At 62.7% G+C, this 12,213-nt stretch carries 12 protein-coding genes; all 12 read left to right on the top strand.

Annotated features, from left to right (window positions below):
• The first annotated feature begins 6 nt into the window (after positions 1–6).
• Positions 7–531: a MauE/DoxX family redox-associated membrane protein gene (locus JYP50_RS12115; protein ID WP_206560793.1), complete on the top strand. Its 525-nt coding sequence runs from the start codon at positions 7–9 to the stop codon at positions 529–531.
• Positions 532–533: 2 nt separating this feature from the next.
• A complete protein-coding gene (locus JYP50_RS12110; protein WP_206560792.1) occupies positions 534–1,151 on the top strand; it encodes a redoxin domain-containing protein in 618 nt (205 codons plus the stop codon).
• A complete protein-coding gene (locus JYP50_RS12105; RefSeq protein WP_206560791.1) occupies positions 1,148–1,669 on the top strand; it encodes a methylamine dehydrogenase light chain in 522 nt (173 codons plus the stop codon). The genes JYP50_RS12110 and JYP50_RS12105 overlap by 4 nt, the downstream gene beginning before the upstream one ends.
• The gene (locus JYP50_RS12100) at positions 1,666–2,121 is read left to right on the top strand and encodes a c-type cytochrome (protein WP_206560790.1); all 456 of its coding nucleotides are present in this window, start codon (positions 1,666–1,668) and stop codon (positions 2,119–2,121) included. The genes JYP50_RS12105 and JYP50_RS12100 overlap by 4 nt, the downstream gene beginning before the upstream one ends.
• Positions 2,118–2,678 (top strand): c-type cytochrome, encoded by a 561-nt coding sequence (locus JYP50_RS12095; protein WP_206560789.1) that lies wholly within the window; start codon positions 2,118–2,120, stop codon positions 2,676–2,678. Before JYP50_RS12100 ends, JYP50_RS12095 begins: the two co-directional genes overlap by 4 nt.
• Positions 2,679–2,700: 22 nt before the next feature.
• Positions 2,701–3,783, top strand: coding sequence for an AraC family transcriptional regulator (locus JYP50_RS12090; RefSeq protein ID WP_206560788.1), 1,083 nt, complete (start codon positions 2,701–2,703; stop codon positions 3,781–3,783).
• Between the two features lie 218 nt (positions 3,784–4,001).
• Complete coding sequence (locus JYP50_RS12085) at positions 4,002–5,729, top strand: amidohydrolase (protein ID WP_206560787.1); 1,728 nt, start codon at positions 4,002–4,004, stop codon at positions 5,727–5,729.
• 73 nt (positions 5,730–5,802) lie between these two features.
• Positions 5,803–8,247: a TonB-dependent receptor gene (locus tag JYP50_RS12080; RefSeq protein WP_241263097.1), complete on the top strand. Its 2,445-nt coding sequence runs from the start codon at positions 5,803–5,805 to the stop codon at positions 8,245–8,247.
• Between the two features lie 96 nt (positions 8,248–8,343).
• On the top strand, positions 8,344–9,459 hold the full coding sequence (locus JYP50_RS12075) for a class II histone deacetylase (RefSeq protein ID WP_206560786.1): 1,116 nt from the start codon (positions 8,344–8,346) through the stop codon (positions 9,457–9,459).
• 43 nt (positions 9,460–9,502) lie between these two features.
• The gene (locus JYP50_RS12070; RefSeq protein WP_206560785.1) at positions 9,503–9,889 is read left to right on the top strand and encodes a nuclear transport factor 2 family protein; all 387 of its coding nucleotides are present in this window, start codon (positions 9,503–9,505) and stop codon (positions 9,887–9,889) included.
• Positions 9,890–9,894: 5 nt separating this feature from the next.
• The gene (locus JYP50_RS12065; RefSeq protein WP_347136786.1) at positions 9,895–11,049 is read left to right on the top strand and encodes an MFS transporter; all 1,155 of its coding nucleotides are present in this window, start codon (positions 9,895–9,897) and stop codon (positions 11,047–11,049) included.
• A 37-nt stretch (positions 11,050–11,086) separates the two neighbouring features.
• Complete coding sequence (locus JYP50_RS12060) at positions 11,087–12,202, top strand: P1 family peptidase (RefSeq protein WP_206560783.1); 1,116 nt, start codon at positions 11,087–11,089, stop codon at positions 12,200–12,202.
• Positions 12,203–12,213 lie beyond the last annotated feature (11 nt).

Here is a 12,213-nt window from a genome sequence, read left to right as displayed (position 1 = left end):
CTGCCCATGCTCGATATGCTTGCCTACGGTATAACCCTGTTCACCGCCTGGTTGCTGGGCGTGTCGTCGTGGCACAAGTTCAAAAACCTCGGTTTTTACCGCTCGCTGGTGGCGGCCTATCTGGGTGGCTTGCAGGTGCCCGTGCCGATGATTGCGGCACTGGCCGCCGCCGAGGCGCTGCTGACGGCGCTAATGCTACTGCCGGCCTCTCGCGCGCTGGCCCTCGCCGGCGCGGCCGGGCTGCTGCTGGCCTACGCCTTGCTGATGGGCAGCAAGTTGCTGCAGGGGCGTCGCGACATGCGTTGTGGCTGCGCCGGTCCGGCGGCGGACGTTTTACTAAGCCCGGCGCTGGTGGTACGCAATCTGGTATGCATCGCCCTGTGCCTGGTGGCGATCCCGTTGACACCGGGACCCTTTGGTGTAATCGCCACGCTGACGGCCGCCACCGTCGTGGGTGGCTTTCTGGCGCTGTTGTACCTGTGCAGCGAACAATTGATCAGCAATGCGCAACGCATGACAAAAGGGGTATGAGGATGGACTGGTTGGTGGTATCCAACATCGTGTTGTGGATCGGCTTCCTGGCGATGGTGTTGGTGAACTTCGCCCTGGCGCGGCAGATTGGCGTGCTCTACGAGCGCGTGGCGCCCGCCGGCGCGTTGATGATGAACCAGCAGTTGTCAGTGGGGTCCGCGGCGCCGGAAGTGGCGGTACGAGACCTCCACGGTCAATCGCTGGCGGTGGGCGGCAAGGGCGATGGCCGTGCGCGGCTGCTGTTTTTCCTGTCGCCGGATTGCCCCATTTGCAACGAGTTAACGCCGGCGCTGAAAGCGGCGGCGCGTTCCGAGGCGAGCTGGCTGCAGGTGGTGCTTGCCAGTGACGGTGACCAGGATCATGCGGGCTACGTGGCGCGCAAGGGTCTGGAACAGTTTCCCTATGTGGTGTCGGAACTGCTGGGTAAAACCTACGGCGTGGCAAAGTTGCCCTACGCCGTGCTGATCGACGAGCAGGGCGCGATCGCATCCATGGGTATCGTTAACTCGCGGGAGCATCTCGACAGCCTGTTCGAGGCCAAGGAACTCAAGGTGGCATCGATACAGGACTATATGAATAAGCGCAGCGGCGTACAGTATGTGGAGGCGGACAAGGCATGAAGTTTCTCGATAGGATGATGGAACAGCGCAGCCGTGAACTGGCCCAGCGCAGCTCGCGCCGGGGATTGTTGAAGGGCCTGGGATCGCTGCTGGTGGGCAGCGCCGCCATACCGCTGCTGCCGGTCGCCCGCGCTAGTGCCGCGGGCAATCCGGGGCAGCCGGTGGAAGAGGGCGACCCAAGCAGCTGTGATTACTGGCGCTATTGCGCCATCGACGGTTTCCTGTGCGATTGTTGCGGCGGTAGCGCCAATACCTGCCCCCCGGGCACGGAGATGTCACCGGTAACCTGGATCGGCACTTGCCTGAACCCCGCTGATGGGCGCAACTATGTCATTTCCTACAATGACTGTTGCGGTAAATCGTCCTGTGGGGCCTGTCTGTGCCAGCGCGACGAGGGCGACCGGCCTCCCTATCGGCCCGATGCCACCAATGATATCAACTGGTGCCTGGGCACCAGCAGTGCGGCCTACCACTGTTCCACGGCGATCGTTGTGGGTGTGGCGCTGGAAGATTCATGACAAAAGTGCAAGCCGCCATTGCGGCCCTGCTGCTGTGTAGTTGCTTGCCGGCAAGCGCCTCGGGCACTGCCGCCGAAAACAGCCGCGCGTACCGGCAGGCGCATTTCGACTACCAGATGAACTGTCAGGGTTGTCACGCGCCGGACGGCGCCGGCGCCGGTTCGGTGCCGCGCATGAAGGGTCATGTCGGCGTTTTTTTGCAAAGTCAGCAAGGGCGGGAATACCTGGTACGGGTACCCGGCTCGGCTACCTCGGCGCTGGACGATACGCGCCTGGCCGCTGTGCTGAACTGGATCGTGCTGGAGTTTTCAGGTGACAGCCTGGCAAGTGACTTTCAGCCCTACTCAGCCGCCGAGATCGGCAGGATGCGGCAACAGCCGCTCAATGAAGTTGACGATTACCGCGTCGAATTACTGCGCACACTGAGCGACGCGTCTGGGAGAAACCAATGAAATACCGTCTATGTCGAATGCTGGCTGCCGCTTCGCTGGTCCTGGCCGCTGGCGCGCATGCGCAGGCCCCGAGCCAGGCAGCGAACTGCGTCACCTGTCACGGACAGCAGGGCGAATCGATCAACCCCCAGTGGCCGAACCTTGCCGGCCAGCATGCTGACTACCTTGCTGAGCAGATCACCGCATTCCGCGATGGCACCCGCGAGAACGCGGCGATGATGCCCTTCGTGAAGAATCTCGATGAAAAGGACATTCGCGAACTGGCCGATTACTACGCGAGCCTGCCCCGGAAGGTATCGTCGAGCGGAGACTCCGACCTGGTCGAACGCGGCAGGAACCTCGCGGGCTACTGCGCGGCGTGCCACGGTATGCGTGGCGAGCCCGTCGCCAACAACTGGCCGATACTCGCGGGCCAGCAGGCGCCTTACCTGGCGCAGCAGCTCAGGGCCTACAAGTCGGGAAAGCGTGTGCATTCCTTGATGCAGGCGGCACTGGCCAGCCTTAGCGAAGAAGAATTCAGCGCACTGGCTGCCTACTACAGCCAATTGGAGCCCTAGCGCGACGCGCGGTGTATAACTTATGACGCCCGGGTCGGTATCCAAGGATCGCGAAGCGCTGCAGGCGCAGTGCAGCGATCGGCAGATGGAGCCGACCCTCTCCCCCCGCTTTATTACCTATGTTCGTGATCACCTGATGGATCGCGGCATGGACCCCTCGGACTTGTTCCTGAGTTGCGGTCTCGATATTGACCGTTGTGATGAATTTGATAAACCCCTGCCCGTGCCGACAGTTTGCCGGTTGCTGGAGGGGGCGGCACGCTGCAGCGATAATTCCACCCTCGGCCTTGATATGGCGCGTAGCTATCATTACGAAGCGTCAAGCCTGCTTATCCTCGCCGTAGTGTCGGCGTCAAATGTGGCAGAGGGTATTCGCTGTTTGTGTCGCTATGACCGCTTCGTCGATACCGCGATTGAAACCCGCTTTGATTTTGACGAGCACCATGCTGAATTCGCGCATCGTACTCTGGCCAACCAAGGCGTAGAGGCACGCCAGTTGAACGAGTACCTGTCGGCATTTCTGGTACAGGCGCTCGGTACCGCCACGCGGCGACAAATGCCGATCATAGAGGCCAGTTTCACGCATGCCGACGCCGGCAACAGAGCGGCGCTGGAGGCATTCTTCAATGCGCCGGTCAGGTTTGGTACCGCGGAAAACATGCTGCGTTTCGATAGCGCTTTCCTGCGGGAGCGTTTCTATACCAGTCACAGCTTGTTGCACGATGTTTTGACGCAGGCGCTGCGTACCTATTTCGGCTCCAAGCATTCGGGGCAGGGGATTGTCGATATCCTTTGCCGTGAACTGATTCGCGTCGGGGGCGACGAAGCGGTTACGCTGGAGCGTATTGCCGAACGGCTTGCCATGTCGCCTCGTACGCTGCGGCGCCGATTGGCGGATGAGGGGTACAGCTTTCAGGAGGTCAAGAAAATGGCGCGCGAAAAGCGTGCCAAGTACTACCTGAGCCAGACCAATATGCCCCTGTCGGAAATAGCCTTTGAACTCGGTTATTCGGAACTCAGTGCCTTTAGCCGCGCATTTCGCAGCTGGGTCGGGCAGACCCCGCAGGCTTACCGCGAACATAGCGCGACACTTCTACGTCCCTAGAAATTTCCCAATACCTCTCCGGTTTTAATCTCGAGAAGCTACGCGGGTCTCGGCGGCCGCGCTATGCACTTTTCGCGTGCGTCCCTGCACACAATTAGTTCCGCAAACACGCCCTGCCGGTCAAGTGAATGGCCCGTTTTGTCAACACCGCGCCAGCCACGCAGGCGTAGTATCGATACCCATACTGCCTACCCAAACTCATTCAGGAGATAATAACGATGAGAGCAAAGCAGTTTATGGCTCTTGCAGTGTTGCTATTGACCGGCCTGGTTCAGGTGCATGCGGCGCCGGACGCGGACCATATCTACACCAACGCAAAAATCTATACGCTCGATCCGAACCGGCCGTGGGCCGAGGCCATTGCGGTACGCGACGGTCGCATTGTCGCGGTCGGCGATACCCGCGAGGTGCTCGCTGGACGGGGCGCCGATACACGGGTGGAGGACCTGGGTGGCGCCATGGTCCTGCCGGGCCTCATCGACGCCCACGTGCATCCGCTCAAGGGCGGTATCAAAACCTTGTACGAATGCAATTTTCCCTTCAGCGCCACACCGAAGGACGTCGCGTCGACGGTTGCCGCCTGTGTCCGCGACAATCCCGACGCGGTGTGGATTCGCGGCGGGCAGTGGGATAGCGCGTTCTTCGACCGCTTCGATGTCCCGTCGCCGAAGCAACTGCTGGACGAGGTGTCGGGTGACAAGGCGGTGGTACTGAGCGACGACAGTGGCCACAACGCCTGGCTGAACAGCAAGGCGCTGTCGCTGATGGGAATCACTGCGGATACCCCCAACCCCGCAGACGGCACCATTGTTCGCCTCGATGGCGGCAGCGAGCCCAACGGCCTGCTGTTGGAGGGGCCGGCGCAAGCGGTGGAGGCACTGCTGCCGGAATGGACCCTGCCCCAGCTGCTGGAAGGGGCGCGGGAGTCCGTGCGCATTGCCAACAGCTTTGGTATTACCGCGATGAAAAGCGCGATGGCGCCGGAGTCGGTGCTAAAGGCGTTTAACACGCTGGATAGTCGTGGCGAGCTGAAAGCGCACATCGCCCTGTCGATACTGACCCCCTACGGCAGTCGCAAATCGCCGTTGAACTACGATGATTACAGCGTGCTGAGGGACAGGTATCGCAGCGCCGATGTCGATACCCGCTTTATCAAGATCTTTATGGATGGCGTGCCGACGCCTTCGCGCACCGCGGCCATGCTGGCGCCGTACACCGCCGAGTCTCCCGGAGCCGAGCGCACCCGCGGCCCCATGCACCTGTCGTCGGAGCAACTGGCAAGCGACCTGATCGCATTCGACAAGCGCGGATTCACGGTCAAGATCCACACGGCGGGAGACCGCTCTGTCCGGGTCGCGCTCGATGCGATCGAAGCCGCGCGCAAGGCCAATGGCAACAGCGGCCTGCGCCACGAGCTGGCCCACGCCGGCTTTATCGACCCCGATGACATCGCACGCTTCGCGGAACTCGGGGCGGTGGCGGATCTATCGCCCTTCCTCTGGCATCCGTCCCCGATCATCGATTCAGTGATCAGCGCGGTCGGGCCGCGAGGCGAACACTATTTCCCGATAAAAACCCTGCTCGAGGCCAAGGCGCCTGTGCTTGCGGGATCGGACTGGCCGGCGGCGGTGGAAACCATCGATCCCTGGCTCGGCATCGAGGCGATGGTTACCCGGCACCACCCACGAAACGCCGCCGCCGGTGAGCTGTGGCCCGAGCAGGCCATCACGCTGGAGCAGGCCATCGCAATTTTCACCGTCGACAACGCCCGGGCGCTGCGCCTGGAGGAAGAGGCCGGTTCCCTGGAAGCGGGCAAGTCCGCCGATTTCGTGGTGCTCTCAGAGAACCTGTTCGATATCGCGCCGGAGTCGATCAGCGACGTCCGTGTGCTGCGCACGGTGTTCAAGGGACAAAGCGTTTATTTGCGGGAGGCCGGCGGCCGGTGAGGTCGCGGGTTCGCAGTTTTCCAGGACAGTATTTTCCACAAACGATAAAACAGTCACCCAGGGGGGTTGGACGATGAACGGATATTTACAGGGTACCAGCAAAAAAACCGCAATGTGGGGCGCCGTGGTGGCCGCGTTAATGGCGCCCGGGCAGGCGGCCCTCGCCGCGCAGATCGAAGAGGTCGTGGTTACCGCGCAAAAGCGGGAGCAGGGCGCCAACGATGTCGGCATTACCATCAATGCGTTTACCGGAGAGCAGTTACAGGACTTCGGCGTGCTTACCGCCGAGGACGTGGCGATGATGACCCCGGGGCTCACGGTCAACGAAACCGCGGCGACCGGGGTCCCGCTGTATACGATTCGCGGCGTCGGCTTCCAGGATTATTCCACCGCGGCTTCCTCGACCGTGGGAATCTACTTCGACGAAGTGGCCATGCCCTATACGGTGATGACCCGTGGCCTGGTCTTCGACACCGCGCGGGTCGAGGTACTCAAGGGTCCCCAGGGCGATCTCTACGGTCGCAACACCACCGCGGGCCAGATCAACTTTATCAGCAACAAGCCCACGCGCGAGTTCGAAGCCGGGGTGATCGGCAGCTACGGCTCCTACGAGACCTTTGACCTCGAGGGTTTCGTCTCCGGGGGCAATGATCTGGTGCAGGGCCGGCTGGCCCTGAAAACCACCCAATCCAGCGAGGGTTGGCAGGAGAGTACCTCCCGCGACGACGAGCTGGGCGAAAAGGACGCCACCGCGGTGCGCGGTATCATCAACGTCGATGCCACCGATACGCTGCGGTTTATGCTGATCGCTCATTACGTCAAGGACCAGTCCGACAACCGCGCGAACTCGCCCTATAACGGCAACGACATCGGCCTTGGCGAATTCAGCAACCCCTACACCCCGCTGGATGAGTACCGCCTGCCGACGGGCAGCCACTTCGGTGAAACGCCGCCCTGGTACACCACCGGCGATGCCGAGGCCGCCGACTGGACCAACAGCTATACCAGTCCCATCACCGGGAAAACCTTTAATCTGCGGCCCCAGCGCGACAACGAACTTACCGGCTTCATGGGCCGGATGGACTGGGATATCGGCGAGATGACGCTGACCGCCATCACCGGTTACGACGAGTTCGAGCGCACCGAGTCCAACGACTGGGACGGTGGTTTCTACACCGATTCCAGCAATATCAACACCACCGACCTGGAGGTGTTCTCGCAGGAGATTCGCCTGTCGGGTGACACCGGGCAACTCAGCTGGATCGCCGGCCTGTATTATTCCCACGACGAGATGGAGGAGTACTATCACTACTTCATGGCGGACTCCGTATTCGGCCTGGGTTCGGTTCCCTGGGGCGTGGACCTGTTCGCCGCGACGCCGATCCTCGAGCTCGATACCAAGTACGAACAGGAAACCGAGTCAGCGGCGGTATTCGGTCATGTGGAATGGATGTTCGCCGAAAAATGGCGGCTCACGCTGGGTGCGCGTTACACCGAGGAAGAGCGCGACTGGGCCGGGTGCACCTTCATCGCGGAGGATGGTTCGCTGGGCGGGTTCCTCAATGCCCAGTTTGGCGCGGCGCTCGGTCCGGGTGACTGCGGTACGATCAACGACAACCCGGATTCTCCGAACTATATCTTCAGCGTAATTGGTACGCCCGCCGTCAACGACGCCTTCCAGGTATACAAAGACACCATCGATACCAAGCGCTGGATGGGCAAGATTGGCTTGGACTACGCGCTGTCCGACGACGTGCTGCTCTACGGCACCATATCCAATGGCTTCAAGTCCGGTGGCTTCAACGGCGCCAACTCCAATACCACCCAGCAGTTGCAGCCCTACGACGAGGAGGTGCTGACCTCCTATGAAATTGGCGCCAAGACCACCTTGCTCGATGGCAGTATGCAGTTGAACGCGGCGACCTTCTTCTACGACTACGAGGACAAGCAGGAGCAGGATATCGCGGTGACCTTCGTGGGTAATATCTCGGGGCTAACCAATGTGCCCAAGTCCGAGATATTCGGCGCGGAGCTGGACCTGCAGTGGCTACCCATCGACGGGCTCATGATCAACGCAGGCATCGCCTGGCTCGACACCGAGGTCACCGAGTGGGACGCGGTGGACCCGGTCGCAAGCGCGTGGCCAGTGACGGTAACCCGCGATGTTTCCGGCATCGAACTGGCGCAGTCGCCGGAGTGGTCCTACACCGCGTTGGTCAGCTACGAGTGGCCGCTGGGCGACGCCCTGAAAATGGAAGTGGCGGGTGACGTCAGCTTTACCGACGATACCACCGGCGGCGCCGAGCCGCAGAACGCCACCGAGGACTACACCATTTTCAACGCGCGCCTGGGTCTGGGTTCCCAGGATGGCCAGTGGCGTGCGCTGCTGTGGGCGCGCAACCTCACCGACGAGGACTACTATCCCGCGGCCTACACCGGGGGCAACGGTCCCTATGTGCGCAGCTACGGCATGCCGCGGACCTACGGGGTAACCCTGAGCTATTTCCTCGGGCAGTGACGCTACCCTCCACTGCCCACCTGTATGGGCCCGGCGTGCCGGGCCCTTTTTTCCGCACAGCGTCCATGGCGTTGTGGATGTAGGAGAGAACACACCATGAGCAGCACACAAGCCCGTACCGGTTTTGTCGCCCACGAACTGTACATGTGGCACAACACGGGCAACTACGCCGGACCGATGCCCTACGGCAACCCCGTGCAACCGGATATCCACGCTGAAAACCCCGAAACCAAGCGCCGCTTCCGCAACCTGCTCGAGGTCGCCGGACTGACACCCCGCTTGCATCACATCGCGCCGCGCGAGGCCACGGAGGCCGAAATCCTGCGCTTCCACACGGCGGAGTACCTGCGAAAACTGAAAGCCCTGAGCGCCGACAACGGCGGTGACGCGGGTCCGTTCACGCCGATGGGCCGCGGCAGCTACGATATTGCCTTGTTGTCCGCCGGCGGTGTGCTGGCGGCGCTGGAGGCGATTATGGAAGGCCGGGTGGATAACGCCTACGCGCTGGTGCGCCCGCCCGGCCACCACGCCCTGGCCGACATGGGCATGGGCTTCTGCCTGCTCGGCAACGCGGCCATCGCCGGTTACCACGCACTGGAACACTACGGGCTCGAGCGCATCGCGTTTGTCGACTGGGACGTGCACCATGGCAATGGCACCCAGAGCGCGTTCTATGGCGATCCCCGCGCGCTCACCATCTCGGTGCACCAGGACAACTGCTTCCCGCCCGACTCCGGCCACCTGCACGAACGCGGCAGCGGCGAGGGGGAGGGCTTCAATATCAATGTGCCGCTGCCGCCCGGTTCCGGCGTGGGGGCCTACCAGGCGGCCTGGGAAAGGGTGGTGATTCCCGCCCTCGACGCGTTCAAGCCCCAGCTCATTGTCGTGCCATCGGGCTTCGACGCGGGGGCCTACGACCCCCTGGGGCGCATGCAGATGCACAGCGACGGCTATCGCTCGCTCACCCGGCAATTGATGGATGCGGCGCGACGCCACTGCGGCGGACGCCTGCTGCTGTGCCACGAGGGTGGCTACAATACCTGGACAGTGCCCTTTTTCGGACTGGCGGTTCTGGAGACCCTCAGCAGTATCCAGACGGGTACCGTGGATCCCTTCCTGGAGATGCACGCGGCGCTGGGCGGCCAGGATTTGCAGCCCCACCAGTCCGAGGCCATCGCGCGGGCACAGGAGCTGCTGGCGGGGCTGTCGTAAAATGACTTTGGAGCTGGTCTGGTCGAACGGGGAGGGCAAGCGGATGTCACTCAATGAACAGGAGCGGGCGGTGCGCGCCGTGATCCAGTCCTACGTCGACGCCTGCCAGGGCGGCGACGTCATGGCGCTGCGCGAACTGTTTCACGCCGATGCATCGATGAGTGGGTACCTCGGCGACAACGCGATTGCCGGGACGCCCGAGCCCTTTTTCGACGCCGTGGCGCAAAACCCGGCGCCCGCGGACGCCGGCCTGCGCTACGAGGCCACCATAGAATCCGTCTCGGTGAACGGTCGCGTCGGTACCGCGGAACTCCATGAGCAGGGCTACCTGGGCATGAACTTCGTCAATCACTTCCATCTGATGTTGGCGGATGGGCAGTGGTACATCACCGCGAAACTGTTCGATTCCGAGCCGGTGGGCGCCCGTTGACGGAGGTGCTCCAACATCGCGCCGCGGCCACCGCGGCCGCGGTTCTACTGAGCTTTATCGCCACCGGGGGTTTTCTTATCCTGCCATTGCTGGTGGGGGCGGCGGCGACCGATTTTCAATTGACCGAGGCCCAGGTGGGCATTCTCGCGACGGCCGTCATGGGGGGCGCGGCGCTGAGTTCCGCCGCGGCCCTGCTGTGGATTCGTCGCGTCGATTGGCGCCGGGCGGTCGCGGCTTCGATGCTATTGATCCTGCTGGCGCATTTTGGCTGTCTCTACGCTACCGGGGCGGAAGCGCTGGCGCTGCTGCTGTTGCTGACCGGGCTGGGCGGTGGCGCGGCCTACTCGGTTGCGCTCACCGTGCTGGCGGACCAGGCGCACGCGGCGCGTTACTTCGGGCTCTCCGTCGCCGCCCAGGTGACCTTTCAGATTGTCGGCATGCTGCTCTTGCCACCTTTTATCGCGGATTACGGCCTGGTTGCCGTGCTGGCTCTGTTGTTGGCGCTAAATGTCGCGGGCCTGTGCCTGGCGTGGTGGCTGCCCGCTGGTGGACTGGTTACGCCGCATCTGGAGGGAGGCAGGTTGTTGCCCGGTGTTCCGGCCTTGCTGGCGCTGCTTGGCTGTTTTCTGTTTTTTTTCAATGTCGGTGTCGTTTGGGCCTACATCGAGAGAATGGCGTCGGCGGCGGGCTTGTCCCCGGAATTCATCGGCCTGGGCCTGGCGATCGGGGTCAGCTTCGGCATTCCCGGGGCGTTGATGGCTTCCTGGTGTGGCGATCGCTATGGCCAGGTGCCGCCGCTGGTCATCGGGGGGGTTGTTATGCTGGCCTCCGTGGCCCTGCTGGCCTTCGCTCTTTCCGGGCCGGGCTACATCGTTGCGCTGGCCCTTTACAATTTCAGCTGGAACTTTTGCCTTGCCTTCCAGTACGCCGCGGTGAATCGCGTCGACGACAACGGCCGCAGCGTGGCGGTCGCGCCGGCGTTTCACGGATTTGGCGCCGCGGTGGGGCCGGTAGTGGCGGCGATTTTCGTGACCCGGGAGAGTTACCTGTCGGTGCATCTGCTCGCCTTCGCGGGGATAGTGGGCAGTGTGCTGCTGTTTGCACTCTCCGTGCGGACCGGAGTTCCGCACTCCGCGGCGGCTGTGCAAGAGGCCGCTTGAGCCCACAAGCAATAGGGGAGAATAGGTGGAGAAAGCCATGAAATCTCGCGCGCGCGACCTGGGGATTCCCCTGGCGGGTGTACCGGGAAAGTGGAACGCCATTACCGATGTTCCCGGCGTGGAAGTCGGCTACCGCACCGTGATCGCGCCGCCGACCGACCGGCAGGGACCGGCATATACCGGGGTCACGGCGATACTGCCGCGCGGTCGCGCCAAACAGCCGAACCCCGTATGGGCGGGCCAGTTCGATCTCAACGGCAACGGGGAAATGACCGGTACGCACTGGATCGATGACGCAGGCTATTTCGCCAGTCCGATCTGTCTCACCAATACCCACTCCGTCGGCGTCGCTCATCACGCGACGGTCGCCTGGATGACTCGCCACTATCACCAGCATTACCACGATTACCACAGTTGGGCCATGCCGGTTATCGCGGAGACCTACGACGGCCTGGTCAACGATATCTGCGCGCGGCACCTGACCGAGCAGCACGTATTCGAGGCCCTCGCAGCGGCGCGGACCGGCCCGGTGGAGGAGGGCAATGTGGGCGGCGGGGCCGGTATGCAAACCTATGAGTTCAAGGGCGGTAGCGGTACCAGCTCGCGGGTGGTGGATATTCTCGGCAGGTCCTACACCGTCGCCGCCTTCGTGCAGTCGAACTTCGGCCTGCGGCCCGAATTCACGGTGGCGGGCGTGCCGGTTGGCCAGCACCTGAGGGACAATGCCATCATCTCCGGTAGCACGGGTCATGAAACCGGTTCGATTATCGCCATCGTCGCCACTGATATCCCCATGCTCCCTATCCAGTTGCGGCGCCTCGCGCGTCGGGGCGCACTGGGGATCGGCAGGACCGGGACCTACGGCGGCCACTTTTCCGGCGACATCATGCTGGCGTTTTCGACCGCGAACGCTATTCATATGCCGCCGCTCGGAGCGGAACAACCGCTGTCGTTTTCGCTGGAGTGTATCAACGACGCGCACTGCGACCTGATCCATGAAGCGGCGGTTCAAGCCGTGGAGGAGTCGGTGTTGAACGCGATGGTGGCGGCTGAGTCGGTGCCCACCTTTAAACCGCCGGGGCACACGCTGGAGGCGATCGATCACGATGCGCTGCGTGATGTCCTGCGCCGCTACAACCGGCTTGTGGAATGAAGCCAGTCCTG

Source organism: Parahaliea mediterranea (genome assembly GCF_017255185.1).
In the GTDB taxonomy this organism is placed as follows: domain Bacteria; phylum Pseudomonadota; class Gammaproteobacteria; order Pseudomonadales; family Halieaceae; genus JAFKCZ01.
The sequence above is the reverse complement of the archived record's forward strand: the minus strand, read 5'-3'. Positions and strand labels throughout refer to the sequence as shown.

Excerpts from the sequence above, each read along its gene's own strand:
- JYP50_RS12105 (WP_206560791.1), top strand. The coding sequence starts at position 1,148 with ATGAAGTTTCTCGATAGGATGATGGAACAGCGCAGCCGTGAACTGGCC.
- JYP50_RS12095 (WP_206560789.1), top strand. The coding sequence starts at position 2,118 with ATGAAATACCGTCTATGTCGAATGCTGGCTGCCGCTTCGCTGGTCCTG.
- JYP50_RS12080 (WP_241263097.1), top strand. The coding sequence starts at position 5,803 with ATGAACGGATATTTACAGGGTACCAGCAAAAAAACCGCAATGTGGGGC.
- JYP50_RS12070 (WP_206560785.1), top strand. The coding sequence starts at position 9,503 with ATGTCACTCAATGAACAGGAGCGGGCGGTGCGCGCCGTGATCCAGTCC.
- JYP50_RS12060 (WP_206560783.1), top strand. The coding sequence starts at position 11,087 with ATGAAATCTCGCGCGCGCGACCTGGGGATTCCCCTGGCGGGTGTACCG.
- JYP50_RS12110 (WP_206560792.1), top strand. The coding sequence starts at position 534 with ATGGACTGGTTGGTGGTATCCAACATCGTGTTGTGGATCGGCTTCCTG.
- JYP50_RS12115 (WP_206560793.1), top strand. The coding sequence starts at position 7 with ATGCTCGATATGCTTGCCTACGGTATAACCCTGTTCACCGCCTGGTTG.
- JYP50_RS12100 (WP_206560790.1), top strand. The coding sequence starts at position 1,666 with ATGACAAAAGTGCAAGCCGCCATTGCGGCCCTGCTGCTGTGTAGTTGC.
- JYP50_RS12085 (WP_206560787.1), top strand. The coding sequence starts at position 4,002 with ATGAGAGCAAAGCAGTTTATGGCTCTTGCAGTGTTGCTATTGACCGGC.
- JYP50_RS12090 (WP_206560788.1), top strand. The coding sequence starts at position 2,701 with ATGACGCCCGGGTCGGTATCCAAGGATCGCGAAGCGCTGCAGGCGCAG.
- JYP50_RS12075 (WP_206560786.1), top strand. The coding sequence starts at position 8,344 with ATGAGCAGCACACAAGCCCGTACCGGTTTTGTCGCCCACGAACTGTAC.